This is a genomic window from Brevundimonas guildfordensis (assembly GCF_014836405.1).
GTDB lineage: Bacteria > Pseudomonadota > Alphaproteobacteria > Caulobacterales > Caulobacteraceae > Brevundimonas > Brevundimonas guildfordensis.
In genome coordinates this window covers 23,819-40,004 of sequence record NZ_JACSQU010000003.1, presented here as the reverse complement: position 1 = coordinate 40,004, position 16,186 = coordinate 23,819, and the positions used below count along the sequence as shown (strand labels likewise).

Sequence of the window (16,186 nt, the reverse complement as noted above, 5' to 3'; positions counted from 1 at the left end):
GCTAGTCTCCCCCTTGGGGGAGGCTGATGCTGGATCAACCGCCGGAAAGACCGAAGGCCAAACCGCACCACGCCGGTCATCGCGAGCGGCTGCGTGGACGCGCGCGCGCGGCGGGCATCCACCATCTGCCGGACTATGAACTGCTGGAGCTGTTCCTGTTCCGCAGCCAGCCGCAGGGCGACGTCAAGCCGGTGGCCAAGGCCCTGCTGACGCGGTTCGGATCGCTGGCGGCGGTGCTGGCCGCTTCGGTCGAGGACCTGATGACGGTCAGGGCCGAGGATTCTCGCGGCCGGGCCAAGGGCGTGGGCGCCGAGACGGCGCTGGACCTCGCCGCCCTGCATGAAGTCTCGCGCCGGGTGGCCAAGGAGGAGGCGAACCGGCGCACCGTCATCTCGTCGTGGACGGCGCTGCTGGCCTATGTGCGGCTGTCGCTGCAGCATGAGCCGCGCGAGCAGTTCCGCGTCCTTTACCTGGACAAGAAGAACCAGCTGATCCTCGACGAAATCCAGAACCGCGGCACGGTCGATCACGCCCCGGTCTATCCGCGCGAGGTGGTGCGCCGGGCGCTGGAGCTGTCGGCCAGCGCCATGATCATCGTGCACAACCACCCTTCCGGCGATCCGACGCCGAGCCGGGCGGACATCGACATGACCAAGCAGGTGATCGACGCGGCGCGCGCCCTCAGCGTCACCGTGCATGACCATCTGATCGTCGGCCGCGAGGGCGTGGCCAGCTTCAAGCAATTGGGACTAATGTGACTGTTCTTACGACCGAGCGCTTGACGCTGACGCCCGTCGCCGTGGGCGACATGGATGACCTGACCGTCCTGTGGGCCGACGCCGATTTCACCCGCCACATCATCGGCCGCGGCCTGTCGGAAGAGGAGGTCTGGTTCCGCCTGCTGCGCGATATCGGCCATTGGCAGATCAAGGGCTATGGCAACTGGTCGATCCGAGAGACAGCGACACGCGCCTATGTCGGCAGCGTTGGCGTGCTGGACTATCGTCGCGACATGACGCCGCCGTTCGACGCGCCGGAGTTGGGCTGGGGCGTGGCGCCGGCTTTCCAGGGCCGCAGCATGGCGCGCGAGGCCCTGCAGGCGGCCTTGGGCTGGACCGATCGGCATAGATCGGAGCCGCGCACCGTCTGCATGATCTCGCCAGACAACGTCGCCTCCGTCCGTCTGGCCGAACGGGTCGGCTACAGCCCCTATGGCCATGCCGACTACAAGGGCGCGGTGGTCACCCTGTTCGAGCGGGCCCGAGGCGGCTGACAGGACCGGCGCGGCCGGGTAGGCTTTACGTTTTCGGGCCGGTTCGCCGGCCCGTCGCTTTCCGGAGTGCTTTCACCATGCCCATGTCCGCCGATGATCTTCGCGCCGATCTGTCCGAGGCCTTCCCTGACGCGGACATCGCCATCGAGGATCTGGCTGGCGACGGCGACCACTATCGCGCCCGCATCGTGTCCGAGGCGTTTCGCGGTCTGAACCGGGTGCGCCAACACCAGCTGGTCTATGCGGCGTTGAAGGGCAAGATGGGCGGCGAGCTGCACGCCCTGGCGCTGGAGACCTCGACCCCGACCGAGGCTGGCTGAGCCATGCGCTATCGCCCCTTCGGCCTCTCGGGAGGGGCCGTCTCCAATCTGACTCTGTGCCTGGGGTCGGAGGCGACGAAGCGCGGCGCCGAGCATGTGCGCCAGATGATCTTCGCGGCGCTGGAGGCGGGCATCAACGCCTATCATTTCGACAACGCCGATCCGGCGCTGTTGAAGGCTGCGGGCGAGGCCTTGGGCCACGTTGAGCGTCGCCTCGTCATCGCCAGCGTGGGCCTGGGCGTCGGGCGCGATTTCTCGCCGATCGGTCTGGAACGCGAGATCGAGCAGGGGCTGCACGCCTCGGGGCTGGGCTGGTTCGATCTGGCCGTCCTGGACCGACCGGGCGAGAATGAGCTGCCGCAGGCGGCCTTGACGACGCTGAAGGCGATCCGCAAGGCCGGCCATGTGCGGATGCTGGGCGTGTCGGGCGATGAGGCGGTGAGCGATCTCTATGTCTCGACCGGCGCCTTCGACGCCCTGTTCACTCCCTTCCACGCCAATATCGAATGGCGGGTGCGCGCCCGGATGCGGGCGGCGCTGGAGCGGCAGATGAGCCTATTCGTCTACGGCTATTTCCCCGACAGTCTGTCGACCGAGCGCAAGGCGGCGGAGGCCGGGGCGCCCAAGAAGCGGGGCCTGTTCGGCCTGGGCGGGCGAGCGCCGGTCGAGGAGACGCAGCGCGGCTCCTTCGCCTTCCTGCATCAGACCCGGGGCTGGACCGCCGAGGCCATCTGCCTGGCCTACGCCCTGACCGATCCTGGGGTGTCCAGCGCCCTGATCCGACCGCGCGACCGGACCGAGCTGGAAGCGCTGGCGGGGACGCCGGAGCGGGATCTGCCGGCTGGCCTGTCGGCCCAGATCGAGATGGCCCGGGTCGACGCTCTGGTCTGACGCCGCGCCTTCAGGCGCCGATAGCCGAGAAGGGGCCGTTCAGAAAGCCCGGCTTGCCGTAGGCCAGGGGGCGGCCGTCCTCGGCCACCACGCGGCCGCCGGCAGCTTCCAGCACCGCCTGGCCCGCAGCCGTATCCCATTCGCAGGTCGGGCCGGTGCGGGGATAGGCGTCGTAGCGGCCTTCGGCGATCATGCAGAACTTCAAAGACGAATCCATGCCCTGCCACAGGCGGCAGCCATTGCGGCCGGCCAGGCGCTCGGCGTCTTCGTCGCTGATGCTGTGGCTGACCAGAGCGGTGGCGTCCTGCGGGCGCTCGCGCACGCGCGCCGGTTTCCAGGCCTCGCCAAAAGCGCGGCGTTGGGCGCCTTCGCCCGGCGTGGTCGAACGCCAGGTCAGGGCCAGAGCGGGCGCCGTCACCACGCCGGCGAGCACGGCGTCGCCGCGCACCAGAGCGATGTTGACGGTGTAGCTTTCGCGCCCCTGGATGAAGCCCTTGGTGCCGTCCAGCGGGTCGATCAGCCAGAACCATTCGCCGACCGAAGGGGGCAGGCCATCGGCGGCCGTCGCCTCTTCGGCCACGGCCTGAACCTGGGGCCAGCGGGCGGCCAGGCGCTCCAGGATCAACGCCTCGGCGGCGCGGTCGGCGGCCGTGACGGGGCTGTGGTCGGCCTTGGTCTCCGTCGGGGTTCCCGTGCGCCAATAGGGCAGGATCAACTGGGCCGCCTCTTCGGCGATGTCGGCCAGGATGTCGGTCAGCCGGCCCGATACGAGGTCGTCTTCAAGGTCGGCGAAGGGGGTGGGAGAGGCGGAGACGGTCATGCCGCACGGGATACCCCATGCAGCCGGTTTCAAGAACCGGCAAATCAGGCCACCTTGGCCTTAACCTTTTGCAAACCATGCCTCCGAACGCCGTGTCCGACCTGACTTCAGAGCCCTCCATCGCCGACCTGCCTGCGGACGCCTTGCCCGCCGCCAGCCTGCCTGTCGATGGGGCCGAATTGGCTGCCTTCATCGCCGCCAAGCTGTGCCACGACTTCATCAGTCCTGCGGGCGCGGTCATGTCGGGCCTGGACCTGCTGGACGACCCCAGCGCCCAGGACATGCGCGACGACGCTCTGGGGCTGATCCGCCAGAGCGCGGCCAAGATGGTGGCGTTGGTCCATTTCGCCCGCGTGGCCTTCGGCGCGGCGACCTCCAGCGAGCAGTTTTCCGGCGCGGAGCTGCATGGCCTGCTGACGGGCCTGACCGACGGCGGGCGGGCGACGTTGGACTGGCGCGTCGGCGAGGAGGTCTTCACCAAGCTTCAGGCGCGCGCCCTGCTCAACTTGGCTTACCTCACGGTCGGCGCCCTGCCGATGGGCGGAGCGGCGACGGTGGCCGTGCGCCGCGAAGGCGGCCAGCTGATTTTGATCGGTTCGGCCGAGGGTGCGCGCGCGCGGCTCAAGGCCGAGGCTCTGACCGGGCTGACGGGCGAGCGCCTGACCGAGGGTCTGGCCGGGCAGTGGATCCAGCCCTACTGGCTGTGGCTGACGGCTTGCGACGCCGGCGGACGGCTCGAGACGACGGTCGAGGACGGCCGCGTCGCCCTGATCGCGCGCCTGCCTCTGGCGGACTGAGCCAACCTTACATTAACCGCCGTCAGACCATTCTGGCGCGAATATCGTCGTTATTCGCCTTTAGCGAGAATGAGTCCCGTGGACCCTAAAGCCTGCCTGATCGTCGATGACAGCCGGATCATCCGCAAGGTGGCGCGGCGCATCCTCGAGGATCTCGCCTTTGAGGTGCAAGAGGCGGCTGACGGCGCCGAGGCGCTGGAGGCCTGCGTCGCGGCTATGCCGGACGTGGTGCTGCTGGACTGGCAGATGCCGATCATGGACGGGCTGACCTTTCTGAGCCGCCTGCGCGCCCTGCCGGACGGGCGCAGGCCCAAGGTGTTGTTCTGTTCGGTCGAGACGCGCCCCGACCGCATCGCCGAAGCCCTGTCCGCCGGGGCCGACGAATATGTTATGAAGCCTTTCGACGGCGACATTCTGCAATCCAAGCTCGCCGAAGTGGGAGTGATTCAGTCGCCGTCATGACGCCGGAGGATTTCGACCGCCTTCAAGCTCTGCTGGCCTCGCGCGCGGGATACCGCCTGTCGCGAGAGCGGATGCAACTGGCCGAACATCGGCTGGGGCCGGTCGCGCGTCGCGAGGGCTATCACAACGTCGAGGCCATGCTGGCCAGCCTGTGGGGCCGACCGGTGGCGTCGCTCGGCTGGGGGGTGATCGAAGCCCTGCTCAACAGCGAGACCTGGTTCCGTCGCAACCGGGCGGCTTTCGAAGTGTTGGAGCGCGAACTCTTGCCGGCCCTGACGGCCGCGCGCGGCGGGCCGGTGCGAATCTGGTCGGCGGGCGCGGGCGCGGGGCAGGAGGCCTACTCCCTGGCCATTGCGGCCCTTGAGGCCGGAGCGCGGGTCGAAGTGGTCGCCACCGATCTGTCGCGCCAGGCGATCGAGAAGGCCATGTCGGGACTCTACAGCTCCTTCGAGATTCAGCGCGGCCTGTCGGCGCGGACCATGCTGCGCTGGTTCGAGCAGGTCGACGACCAATGGCGCGCGCTGCCGGAGCTGCGCGCTGCGATCACCTTCAAGCGCGCCAATTTGTTGGATCAGCCGGGCGATGAAGCGCGCTTCGACATCATCTTCTGCCGTCATGTGCTGACCGATATGACGCCCGAGCGCCGGCCTCGCCTGCTGGAGGGCCTTGAGCGGCGTCTAGTCGACGACGGCTGCCTGTTCCTGGGGCTGGACGAGCGCCCTGACGGCGACAGCGTCGCCTTCAGGCCGGTGGCGGGGCGCCGCGGCCTTTATGTGAAGTCGCCCTCGGCCTATCGCCGGGCGGCCTAACGAGCGGGCCTTCCGCCGCCCTCTTGCCATCCGGGCTTTGCTTGGTCCTACTGCCGGACGGATCGGGGAGGATTTCTCATGCGGCTGGGCCTGCTGTTTGGATCGCTGACGCTCGCCCTCTTGCTGGCGGTGTGGACCACCCAGGCGCCGAAGCCGCGATCGGCGGACACGCCGGCCGTCGCCTTCTCGGCCGCGCGGGCCATGACCGACATCGAACAGATCGCGCGCGCTCCGCACCCCGTCGGCTCCGCCGAACACGCGCGCGTCCGCGCCTATCTCAGCGCCCGCTTGACGCTGCTGGGGCTTGAGGTCAGCGAGCAGGCCGGACCGCTGTCGCCTGCCTCGGTCAAGCGGCTGGAGCGCGCAGGCGGCGACCCGGCGGCGGCGAACAATCAGGCGGTCAATCTGATCGGCGTCTTGCCGGGCAAGGATCGCGAACAGCCCGCCGTCATGCTGATGGCCCACTACGACACTGTGGTCGGCTCGCCGGGCGCGGCCGACGATTCCGCCGGGGTCGCCGCCATTCTGGAGGCGGTGCGGGCGATCAAGGCGCGCGGCCCGGCCGAGCGCGACCTCATCGTCCTGCTGACCGATGCGGAGGAACTGGGCCTGGACGGAGCGCGGGTCTTCTTCGGCGGTCATCCCTTGCGCGACCGCATCGGGGCCGTGGTCAACTTGGAGGCGCGCGGCGGGGGCGGCCGCGCCGCTATGTTCGAGACCGGACGCGAGGCCGGGCCGACCGTCCAGCTGTTCCGCCGTGCGGCGGCCCGGTCTGACGGCGGGACCACCGCCACCTCCATCGCCGCCTTCATGTATGAGCGGATGCCCAACGGCACCGACTTCACCGTGCCCAAGGACCGGGGGATCGGCGGGTTGAACCTGGCCTTCATCGGCCGGCCGGATCAATATCACGCCGCCAACGCCACGCCCGCCAATCTCGACCGGGGCGCGGTCCAGCATCTGGGCTCCCAGGCCCTGGAGGCGGCCGACGCCTTGCTCCGCGCGCCGAGCCTGCCGGCCAAGGGCGAGAATCTGGTCTATTCCGACGTCTTCGGCCGCTTGATGATTGCGCATACGCAGGCGGCGGGCTGGGTCCTGCTGGCTCTGGCGGCGGCGATGGGCGGTTTCGCCGCCTGGCGTGCGCGGCGCCGCGCCGGGCTGACGGCGACCCAGGCGGGCCTGGGCGTGCTGGACGGGCTGTGGTTCCTGACCGGCGGCGTCATCCTGCTGCAGGCGGCGCGCCTTCTGGCCGGGCCGATGTCGAGCCGCGCCGCCTCGCCCGACGTCTATTACACCCTGCTGCGCCGCCTGCCGTGGATGGAGGCCGGGGCCGCTCTCGCGATTGCCGCTTTGGCGCTGCTTCTCTTGGCCGGCGCCCGCCGCGCGCGACCGCTGGCGACAGGCGCAACGTTTGCCGTCATGACTGCCGTCGTATTGATCCTCGGCGGTTTCAGCCGGGAGCTCCTGGCGCTCGGCATCGTCGCCGTCGCCTTGTCGCTGTGGCCGGGGCGGGCCGAGCGGTCGCCCTGGGGCGGGTGGCTGGGCCTGATCGCGATCGTCTTCGTCTTCGGTTGCGTCCTGCAAGGCGCGGCGCCTGAGGCGGCCCTGCTGTTCGTCTGGCCGGCGCTGCTGGCGACGGGTGCGGCGGCGCTAGCGGCGCTGATCGACCCCGCTCTGTCGCGCCCCCTCGGCCTAGCGCCGGCCGCCGTCGCCACCGTGCTGGGCGGGGCCTGGCTAGCCGGGATCGGCCATTTCGTTTTCCTGGGCGTGGGGATGGACCTGCCGGGCGCGCTCGCCCTGATCGCCCTGCTGATCCTGGCGTTCGCGCGGCCGCTGGCCCCCGGCGCGGCGGCCTCGCGTTGGGTCCTGTTGGTCGCGGTCGCCTGCCTGATCGGCGGCGTCGGGTTGAATCTGTCGGCGCAGGTCCTGGCCCCGTCGCCGGCCGTGGCCGAGGCCTTGCCCTAGGGTGCGGACGCTGGCGTCCGGGCGCGCGACCGTCTATCGCAGCCGATCATGAGCGATCCCGTCCTCGTCACCGGCTCCGCCGGCTTCATTGGCTTCCACACCGCACGGCGCCTGCTGGAGCGGGGCGAGCGCGTGATCGGCCTGGACAACCTCAACGCCTATTACGACCCGGCGCTGAAGCAGGCGCGCCTGGCTCAGCTCCAGGCCTATCCGAACTATCGCCACCACACGCTGGAACTGGCCGACCGCAACGGCGTGGCCGCTCTGTTCGCCGAGCATCAGCCGGGCCGGGTGGTGCACCTCGCCGCCCAGGCCGGCGTCCGCTACAGCCTGGAAGCGCCCGAGACCTACGTCGATTCCAACGTCGTCGGCTTCCTCAGCATCCTGGAGGGCTGCCGCGCGGTCAGCGCCTCGAACCTCGTCTACGCGTCAACCAGTTCGGTGTTCGGGGCCAATCGGGCCCTGCCGTTCTCGGTGCGGCAACCGGCGGATCATCCGCTGACCGTCTACGCGGCGACCAAGCTGGCCAATGAGGCCATGGCCCACTCCTACGCTCACCTGTTCGGCTTTCCGGCGACCGGCTTGCGCTTCTTCACCGTCTACGGACCGTGGGGCCGGCCCGACATGGCCCTGTTCAAATTCACCCGCGCCATCCTGAAGGACGAGGCGATCGACGTGTATGGCGAGGGGCGCATGAGCCGCGACTTCACCTATGTCGACGACATCGTCACGGGGGTGGTCGCCGCCTTGGACCGGCCTGCCGCCATTGACCCGACGTGGGACGCGACCGCGCCCAATCCGGCGACCAGCGGCGTCGCCCCCTGGCGCATCCTGAACCTGGGCGCAGGCCAGCCCGTGCCGCTGATGCGCTACATCGAGGTGCTGGGGGCCAAGCTGGGCCGCAAGGCCAAGCTGAACCTGATGCCCATGCAGGACGGTGACGTGGCTGACACCGAGGCGGACGTCACCGACACTCTGGCCGCGCTCGACTATGCGCCCTCCACCCCGGTGGAAGAGGGCGTCGCCCGCTTCGTCGACTGGTACTGCAACTTCTACCGCGAGAATTGACCCCCCGGGGTTAGGGGGCGCAGCCGTCCGGGGTTTTGGTCTCCGGTTTTCGACGTCCCATGGTCCAGTTGGCCATCATCCTGACCTGGGGATTGGGCGCGCACCAGATCTCGCCGCTCTCATTGATGGCGGTGACCCAGATCAGGTTATGCTCCTGGCCATAATCGATAACGGCGAAAGCGTATCCGGCCCCCTTGTCCTGAACGTGGATCGGAAGAGGCGGGTCGAGCTGGGTAAAGGTCATGGCGCGTCCTGTGGCCATGATGAACGCCCGGTTTTCCAAGGGGTTGCCGCAGCGCCGCCAACCCCTGCGCGTCGGCGATATCCGCCATTGCATAGGGGCGCTGCCTGGTGGAGCCGAGGGGAGTCGAACCCCTGACCTCGTCATTGCGAACGACGCGCTCTACCAACTGAGCTACGGCCCCGACCGACAGGCAGGCGCGGGAAATAGAAGGGACAAAGGGGGCGTGTCAACGGGCCGCGCACGAATCCTTGGCGATCGGCGACCGGGCCGCTAGAAGCGGCGTGAACGAAGCAGGAGTTTCTCATGGGTTTCGCCCTTGTCTGGCTGGTGAACGCCGTCGTCACCTTGATGATCTGGTGCATCATCGCCTCGGCGATCCTGAGCTGGCTGTTCGCCTTTGACGTGGTCAATCCGCGCAACCGTTTCGTTGGTCAGATCGCCTATGTGCTGGACACGGTGACCCGCCCGATCCTGGGCCCTATCCAGCGCGTGGTGCCGCCGCTGGGCGGCATCGACATCACGCCGATCATCGCCCTGTTGGCGCTGCAGTTCCTGAGCGTGCTGTTCAACCGCTCGGTCGCGCCCATGCTGATCATGTCCCTGGGCTGAGGCGCATTCGCCGTTGAACCGAAGCCACGCAGGCGCGGAAACGGCGGCCGAAGCCCATTTCCGCCCTTGCGCGGCGCGAGCGGGCTCCTAAGGTGCCCACGACAGGTCCCTGGCGGACGGTATTCTACGCGTAATTCATGACCACCATCAGGACAGTCGCCGTCATCGGCGCCGGGCAAATGGGTTCGGGCATCGCTCAGGTGGTGGCCGCCGGCGGCTATGAGGTGAAGCTGTACGACATTGCGTCGGATCGGGTGACCCTGGCTCTGGGCGAGATCGCGGCCAGCCTGGCGCGACGCGCGGCGCGCGGACTGTCGACCGAGGCGGAGGCCCAGGCGGCGCTTCAGCGCATCACCACCGTGACGACGCTCGCCGAGGCGGCCAAGGCCGATCTGGTCATCGAGGCCGCGTCTGAGGATGAAGCCGTCAAGAAGGGCGTCTTTACCGAGCTGACGCCGCTGCTGGGGCCTGATGCGCTGCTTGCGTCCAATACCTCGTCGATCTCCATCACGCGCCTGGCGTCGGTGACGGACAGGCCTGAGCGCTTCATCGGCCTGCACTTCATGAAGCCGGCGCCGACGATGAAGCTGGTCGAACTGGTGCGCGGCATCGCCACCTCAGCCTCGACTTTCGAGGCGGCGATCGCCTTCGCCGAGAGCCTGGGCAAGATCACGACGGAATCCGAAGACTTCCCGGCCTTCATCGTCAACCGCATCCTGGTGCCGATGATGAACGAGGCGGTCTATGTGCTGTACGAGGGCGTCGGCGACGTGGCCTCGATCGACAAGGCGCTGAAGCTGGGCGCCAACCATCCGATGGGGCCGCTGGAGCTGGCGGACTTCATGGGGCTGGACGTGGCTCTGGCCATCATGAACGTGCTGTACGAGGGCCTGGCCGACAGCAAATATCGGCCCTGTCCGCTGCTGGTGAAATATGTCGAGGCTGGTTGGCTGGGCAAGAAGAGCGGCCGCGGCTTCTACGATTACTCCGGCGAGACGCCGGTCCCGACCCGCTGATGGCCGTCGCCTTGCCTTCCTTGCCGGGCCTTAAGCGCGTGGCGCCGCGGCGCGGCGCGGGCGCCCTGATTCCGGCCGCCCTGGCGGCGGCGGCCTGGCCGCCGGTGATCCTGACCCTGTTCATCTGGCCTCCCGAGAACTGGTGGTCGGGCGTGGACACCGATTGGCGGCTGGTGATGCTGGCGGTCGGGCTGGTCGGCACGCCGGTCGGCTTGTGGCTGCTGCTGAACAGCCACGCCAGGACGGGCCGCCCGTCGACGCGGCTGGGCGTGGTCTGCCGCTTCACCGTGTTCGGCGGCCTGCTGGCGGCGGCGATGCAGACCGTTATGGCCGTGGTCATGGCGGCCTTGTCGGGCGTGGCCTCTCAAAGCCTGCTTCAGGGCTTGGGCGCGATCGAGACGGCGCTGTTGATCTATGGGGTCGCGGGCCTGCCCGTGGCGGTGATGGTGGGCGTCAGTTACGCCCTGTGGGGCGGGCTGTGCGTCGCCTTTCTGGGATTTGTCCCGGCGCCCGTCGTCAAGAACCGGATGGGCGTGCTGCAAGAGCCGGACGTTACGGGGATTTAACGTGAACTGCCGCACTGGTCCCGCCTAAGCCTCCAGTATTTCACGGAAAAGACGGGGCGAGCATGAGGGATCAGGTCGCGGCGGCGCAGCCTGCGCCAGTGGCGGCGGCCCAGCGGATCGTCACGCTGGACGTGCTGCGCGGGGCGGCTGTGCTGGGGATTCTGGCGGTCAACGCGGCGGCCTTCGCCCTGCCGATGATGGCGATCGAGATGAGCAGCGGCCCTTCGCCCTTTCCCGCCGAGGCGAATGCTTCAGGCGTGGCGCAATGGGTTGTCGCCGTCTTTTTCCGCCAAAAGTTCGTCACCCTGTTTTCCCTGCTGTTCGGCGTCTCGATCTTCCTTGTCGGGGGCGAAGGGGGTGATGCGGCGAAGGAGCGCGTCCTGCGTCGCCGCCTGCTTTTCCTGGCCCTGTTCGGCCTGATCCACGGCGCAGCCTTCTGGTACGGCGACATCCTGCTGCTCTACGCTTGGTCCGGCCTCTTCGTGATGATGATGCGGTCGATGCCCGCCAAGCGGCTGATCTGGATCGGGGCGGGGGCGACGGTCGCCCTGGCGACCTTGCAGGCCGGGCTGATGCTGCTGGCCGCGAACTTCCCCGAGGCGATGAGCGGCGGCGGGGCCTCGGATGGGGCGGTCGCCGCCGCCATTGCGGCCTATCAGAGCGGCTGGGCCGACGCGGCGCTCGAGAACCTGAAGGCCTGGGCGATCAGCCAGGGCATGAGCCTGCTGATGTATGTGTTCTCGACGATGCCGTTGATGATGCTGGGTATGGGTCTGTTCAAGGCGGGCTTCTTCCACGGTCGGGTTCCGACGCGCGTCTATGCGATGCTGATTGCGGGCGGGGCTGTCGTTCTGGCTGTGTTGGGCGTGCTGGAGTGGATGGAGATCCAGGCCGGACCGGAGGTCGAGGCGACCGGCGGCTGGGCCATGGCGGTGGCGTCCTATCCGCTGATCATCACCCTGGGCTATGCGTCGGCCCTGATCCTGGCGACGACGCGGGGCGTGGGCTGGCTGCGCAAGGCGTTGGCGCCGGTGGGGCGGATGGCCTTCACCAACTATCTGACCCAGACCCTGATCATGACGACGATCTTCTACATGCCCTGGGGGCCGCGCCTGTTTGGCCAGGTCGACTATCCGATGCAGTGGGCCATCGTCGTCGGCGTCTGGGCGCTGCAGTTGATCTGGTCGCCGATGTGGCTGTCGCGGTTCACAATGGGGCCGTTCGAGTGGCTGTGGCGGCGTCTGAGCTATGGGCGCGACCTGCCGCTGCGCCGCGCAGGCTGAGGCGCTGGGGCGGACAGTGAGTTGCGGCGGCGTATCTGATGGCTTAATCGCCGCGTCATGACCGACGAAGCTTCCAACCGCCCCGAAGCCCGCGCCCCGCGCGGGTTCGCCGACCGTCGCGGTCGCGACCTGACCGCTGAACGCCGCATCGTCGCGCGCGTGTCCGAGGTTTATGAGCGCTGGGGCTTTGAAGCGCTGGAGACCCCGGCGTTCGAATACGCCGACGCCCTGGGCAAGTTCCTGCCCGACGCCGACCGCCCCAACGAGGGCGTCTTTGCCCTGCAGGACGACCCGGATTCTGAAGGCAATGGGCAGTGGATGGCCCTGCGCTACGACCACACGGCGCCGCTGGCCCGCTTCGCCGCCCAGAACTGGGAGACCTTGCCCAAGCCGTTCCGCCGCTACGCCTATGGGCCGGTGTGGCGCAATGAGAAGCCGGGGCCGGGCCGTTTCCGCGAGTTCTGGCAGTGCGACGCCGACACCGTCGGCTCAGACCGGCCCGAGGCCGACGCCGAGATCATCGCCATGGGCTGCGAGGGCCTGCGCGCCGCGGGTCTGGCGGCCGGGCAGGCGGTGATCCGTGTCTCCAACCGCAAGCTGTTTGACGGCCTGTTCGACGCGGGCGGGATCAGCGACCCGATGCAGCGGCTGACCGCCCTGCGCGCCGTAGACAAGTATGACCGCCTGGGCGTTGAGGGCGTCCGCCTGTTGTTGGGCGAGGGCCGGCTGGACGAGTCCGGCGACTACACCAAGGGCGCCAACCTGCCCGCCTCGGTCATCGGCGCGATCGAAGCCTTCCTGGCCTCGGCCGAGACGCCGGGCCTGAGCCGCGCGGGCGTGCTGGACGCGGTCTCGGGCGCGGCCCTGGGCGCTGCAGGCGAAGAGGCGCTGAAGGAGCTGGCCGCCATCGACCGCGCCCTGAACGCCATGGGCGTGTCGCAAGACGACGTGCGCTTCGACCCGACCATCGTGCGCGGCCTGGAATACTACACCGGCGCCGTCTTCGAGGCCGAACTGCTGCTCGAAACCAAGGACGAGAAGGGCCGGGCCGTGCGCTTCGGCTCCATCGGGGGCGGCGGACGCTACGACGACCTGGTGGCGCGGTTCACCGGACAGTCGACGCCCGCCACGGGCTTCTCCTTCGGCGTGTCGCGGCTGGCCTCGGCGCTGCGGGCGGCTGGACGCGGCGCGGAGGACGCGACCCGCGGGCCGGTGGTGGCCATCGTCTTCAATGAAGACGACATGCAGCACTATCTCGACGCCGTGTCCGAACTGCGCGCGGCGGGCATTGCGGCTGAGCTCTATCTCGGCCGGGCGGGCATGAAGGCGCAGATGAAGTACGCCGACCGTCGCGGGGCGCCCGCCGCCGTCATCCTAGGCGGAGATGAGATCGCCGCCGGTCAGGTCACGATCAAGGATCTGGACGCTGGGCGCGCCCGCGCCGCCGCCATCGCCGATAACGAAGCCTGGAAGGCGGAACGCCCTGGGCAGCGAACCGTGGCGCGCGATCAACTGGTGGCCGTTGTGCGCTCTATTATCGAATAGCCTTCGATAGCCGGCATGACGACGTCGTGAGTTATCGGCGTTTAGTTATAAAAGCGGCGACTTTTAGCCTGCGCTCGGTTGACCCGGATGGGGCGATGGCGTCATTTGGTCTCACTCGAGAGGCGCAGCGGCGAGCCGCAGCGACATCTTGAAGGCGTTTCGGGGAGGAAACGTCCGCTCCTCAGAGAGCGAGAAAGCCCGCTGCGATGTATCCCCCGCAGCGGGCTTTTTCATGCCTTAAGCTCAGCAACTATCGAAGGACCTTCGAGACCTGCCTTTTACGGCGAGCCGAGCACGAAAAAGGGCCGGAGCATCGCTGCTCCGGCCCCCTTCATTCAGCCGGGCGTCCTTACCAGATGCGGACGCGATCTTCCGGGGCCAGGTAGTATTTGTCGCCGGGCTTGACGCCGAAGGCTTCATACCAGGCGTCGATGTTGCGCACCGGGCCGATGACACGGAACTCGGCCGGGCAGTGCGGATCGGTGGCGATCTGGTTTTTCAGCGCGTCCTCGCGATACTTCGACTGCCAGACCTGCGCCCAGCCGTAGAAGAAGCGCTGGTCGCCCGTCACGCCATCGATCACCGGCGCCGGCTGGCCGTTCAGCGACAGGTGATAGGCCTCCAGCCCCACCGCCGTGCCGGCGGCGTCGCCGATGTTCTCGCCCATGGTCAGCCCGCCGTTGACGTGGAAGCCGGGCAGAGGCTCGAACTCATCATACTGGGCGCCCAGGCGGGTGGTCAGCGCCTTGAAGTTGGCCTTGTCCTCATCCGTCCACCAGTTGCGCAACACGCCGTCACCGTCAGACTTGGAGCCCTGATCGTCGAAGCCGTGACCGATCTCATGGCCGATGACGCCGCCGATGCCGCCATAGTTGACAGCCGGGTCCGCATCCGGGTCGAAGAACGGCGGTTGCAGGATCGCCGCGGGGAAGACGATCTCGTTATTGGCCGAGTTGTAATAGGCGTTCACGGTCTGCGGGGTCATGCCCCACTCGTCCTTGTCGACCGGCTGATCGAGGCGCGAAAGGCGATAGTTCCACTGGAACTGGCCCATGCGCTGGCTGTTGCCGAACAGGTCGTCAGCCTTGATCTCCAGGCCCGAATAGTCGCGCCACTTGTTCGGATAGCCGATCTTGACGGTGAATTTGCGCAGTTTCTCCTGAGCCGCCGCCTGGGTCTCGGGGCCCATCCACGTCAGGTTGTCGATGCGGTGCGACAGGGCGGTGCGCAGATTGGCGACGAGTTCTTCCATCTTGGCCTTCGATTCGGCCGGGAAGTACTCGGCGACGTAAAGCCGGCCTGCCGCTTCGCCCAGAGCGCCCTCGGCGAAGCTGATGGCGCGCTTTTCACGGCTGCGCTGTTCGGGCTGGCCCGACAGGTCGCGCGAACGGAACTCCCACTGGGCGTCCGAGAAACGCTTGGACAGGGCGCTCGCGGCGTCGTCCGTGGTGTGGAAGGCCTGCCAGGCCTGCAGCGTCGCCACCGGGGTCTGGGCGAAGACGGCTGCGATCTTGGGCATGGCCGTGTTCTGGCGCACGATCAGGCGATCGATCGAGCCCAGGCCGGCGGCGCTGAAGTAGCCGTTCCAGTCGAAGCCCGGCGCGTCAGCGGCCAGGGTCTGGATCGAGTACTCATTATATGTCTTGTCGCGGTCGCGGCTTTCCACCGGCGTCCAGTGCGCCTGAGCAACCTGGTCTTCCAGGGCGACGATGGCGGCGGCCGAACCGGCGGGGTCGTTCCAGCCGATGTTGGTCAGCATCCGCTCGATATAGGCCTGGTACTTCTCTTTCTTGTCGGCGAAGCGAGCATCCAGATAGTAGTCGCGGTTGGGCATGCCCAGGCCCGACTGACCCGTCGCCACGACGTAGCGGTTCGGGCTCTTCTGGTCGATCGTGATGCCGGTGCCGAAGAAGGACGATCCGACGCGGCCCTGCGTCTGGCCCATATAGGCGGCGATCTTCTCGTGGGTGTCGGCGGCGCGGATGGCGGCCAGGAAGGGCTGCAGCGGCTGGGCGTCCAGCGCCTCGATGCGCGCCTCGTCCATATAGGAACGGTAGGCGTCGGCGATCTTCTGCTCGTCGGATCCGGGGGTCAGGTCCGTGCGGCCCGCCAGGCCCTGAACCAGTTCCTTCATGCGGTTGTCGGAAAGCTCGCGCAGCAGGGCGAAGGAGCCGTAGGAGGTGCGGTCCGACGGGATCGTCAACTTGTCGAAGGCGGCCCCGTTGGCGTAGCGGAAGAAGCTGTCGCCGGGCTTCACCGAGGTGTCGCGGCCCGTCAGGTCGAAGCCCCAGGTCCCGTACTTGGGCGCTTCGGTGCCTTGCCAGCCCGAAGCGCCGCCCGCGGCGGCCGGGGTCTGGAACAGTTCAAAGACGGTGCAGGCGTCGTCGATGCAGGCATGGTCGTGACCATCGCCGGCCAGGGCGACGCCTGGCGCCAGAAGGGCGACGGCAGCGACGCCGGCAAGCAGTTTCTTCATGGATATTTCCTCTTTGTCAGCCGCAACGGCCTGGGCGGGCAC

Annotated in this window: 17 protein-coding genes and 1 tRNA gene; 14 read left to right on the top strand and 4 right to left on the bottom strand. The window is 68.2% G+C overall.

Features of this window, described 5'->3' with window-relative positions; genetic code table 11:
- The first annotated feature begins 26 nt into the window (after nt 1-26).
- From radC to H9656_RS11705, 4 genes are all read left to right on the top strand, one after another.
- Nucleotides 27-758 (top strand): RadC family protein, encoded by a 732-nt coding sequence (gene radC, locus H9656_RS11720; protein ID WP_191744450.1) that lies wholly within the window; start codon nt 27-29, stop codon nt 756-758.
- On the top strand, nt 755-1,273 hold the full coding sequence (locus H9656_RS11715) for a GNAT family N-acetyltransferase (protein ID WP_191744449.1): 519 nt from the start codon (nt 755-757) through the stop codon (nt 1,271-1,273). Before radC ends, H9656_RS11715 begins: the two co-directional genes overlap by 4 nt.
- 77 nt (nt 1,274-1,350) lie before the next feature.
- Complete coding sequence (locus tag H9656_RS11710; protein WP_191744448.1) at nt 1,351-1,593, top strand: BolA family protein; 243 nt, start codon at nt 1,351-1,353, stop codon at nt 1,591-1,593.
- 3 nt (nt 1,594-1,596) lie between these two features.
- Entirely contained in the window at nt 1,597-2,484 is an 888-nt protein-coding gene (locus H9656_RS11705; protein WP_191744447.1) for an aldo/keto reductase, read from the top strand.
- Between the two features lie 10 nt (nt 2,485-2,494).
- Here H9656_RS11705 and cysQ read toward each other — a convergent pair whose 3' ends face one another.
- Complete coding sequence (cysQ, locus tag H9656_RS11700) at nt 2,495-3,304, bottom strand: 3'(2'),5'-bisphosphate nucleotidase CysQ (protein WP_191744446.1); 810 nt, start codon at nt 3,302-3,304, stop codon at nt 2,495-2,497.
- Nucleotides 3,305-3,381: 77 nt separating this feature from the next.
- On the opposite strand from cysQ, the gene chpT reads away from it, so the two are divergent.
- From chpT to H9656_RS11675, 5 genes are all read left to right on the top strand, one after another.
- Nucleotides 3,382-4,101: a histidine phosphotransferase ChpT gene (gene chpT / locus H9656_RS11695; protein WP_191744445.1), complete on the top strand. Its 720-nt coding sequence runs from the start codon at nt 3,382-3,384 to the stop codon at nt 4,099-4,101.
- A gap of 69 nt (nt 4,102-4,170) precedes the next feature.
- Nucleotides 4,171-4,563: a response regulator gene (locus H9656_RS11690; protein ID WP_191744444.1), complete on the top strand. Its 393-nt coding sequence runs from the start codon at nt 4,171-4,173 to the stop codon at nt 4,561-4,563.
- Entirely contained in the window at nt 4,560-5,372 is an 813-nt protein-coding gene (locus tag H9656_RS11685; RefSeq protein ID WP_191744443.1) for a CheR family methyltransferase, read from the top strand. The genes H9656_RS11690 and H9656_RS11685 overlap by 4 nt, the downstream gene beginning before the upstream one ends.
- Nucleotides 5,373-5,450: 78 nt before the next feature.
- The gene (locus H9656_RS11680) at nt 5,451-7,337 is read left to right on the top strand and encodes a M20/M25/M40 family metallo-hydrolase (protein ID WP_191744442.1); all 1,887 of its coding nucleotides are present in this window, start codon (nt 5,451-5,453) and stop codon (nt 7,335-7,337) included.
- A 48-nt stretch (nt 7,338-7,385) separates the two neighbouring features.
- Nucleotides 7,386-8,405: an NAD-dependent epimerase gene (locus H9656_RS11675; RefSeq protein WP_191744441.1), complete on the top strand. Its 1,020-nt coding sequence runs from the start codon at nt 7,386-7,388 to the stop codon at nt 8,403-8,405.
- Nucleotides 8,406-8,415: 10 nt separating this feature from the next.
- On the opposite strand, the gene H9656_RS11670 is transcribed toward H9656_RS11675, so the two are convergent.
- Complete coding sequence (locus H9656_RS11670) at nt 8,416-8,649, bottom strand: hypothetical protein (protein ID WP_191744440.1); 234 nt, start codon at nt 8,647-8,649, stop codon at nt 8,416-8,418.
- 105 nt (nt 8,650-8,754) lie between these two features.
- Nucleotides 8,755-8,830: transfer RNA gene (locus tag H9656_RS11665), tRNA-Ala, on the bottom strand.
- 122 nt (nt 8,831-8,952) lie between these two features.
- On the opposite strand from H9656_RS11665, the gene H9656_RS11660 reads away from it, so the two are divergent.
- From H9656_RS11660 to hisS, 5 genes are all read left to right on the top strand, one after another.
- Entirely contained in the window at nt 8,953-9,258 is a 306-nt protein-coding gene (locus H9656_RS11660; protein ID WP_191744439.1) for a YggT family protein, read from the top strand.
- A gap of 137 nt (nt 9,259-9,395) precedes the next feature.
- Nucleotides 9,396-10,274 carry a 3-hydroxybutyryl-CoA dehydrogenase gene (locus H9656_RS11655; RefSeq protein WP_191744438.1) on the top strand — a complete coding sequence of 293 codons (879 nt, stop codon included), beginning with the start codon at nt 9,396-9,398 and terminating at the stop codon, nt 10,272-10,274.
- Complete coding sequence (locus H9656_RS11650) at nt 10,274-10,840, top strand: hypothetical protein (protein WP_191744437.1); 567 nt, start codon at nt 10,274-10,276, stop codon at nt 10,838-10,840. Before H9656_RS11655 ends, H9656_RS11650 begins: the two co-directional genes overlap by 1 nt.
- Nucleotides 10,841-10,902: 62 nt before the next feature.
- Entirely contained in the window at nt 10,903-12,123 is a 1,221-nt protein-coding gene (locus H9656_RS11645) for a DUF418 domain-containing protein (protein ID WP_191744436.1), read from the top strand.
- A 57-nt stretch (nt 12,124-12,180) separates the two neighbouring features.
- A complete protein-coding gene (gene hisS, locus H9656_RS11640) occupies nt 12,181-13,668 on the top strand; it encodes a histidine--tRNA ligase (RefSeq protein ID WP_191744435.1) in 1,488 nt (495 codons plus the stop codon).
- 349 nt (nt 13,669-14,017) lie between these two features.
- Here the strand turns inward: hisS and H9656_RS11635 are convergent, their stop codons facing one another.
- Entirely contained in the window at nt 14,018-16,144 is a 2,127-nt protein-coding gene (locus H9656_RS11635) for a M13 family metallopeptidase (RefSeq protein ID WP_191744434.1), read from the bottom strand.
- Nucleotides 16,145-16,186 lie beyond the last annotated feature (42 nt).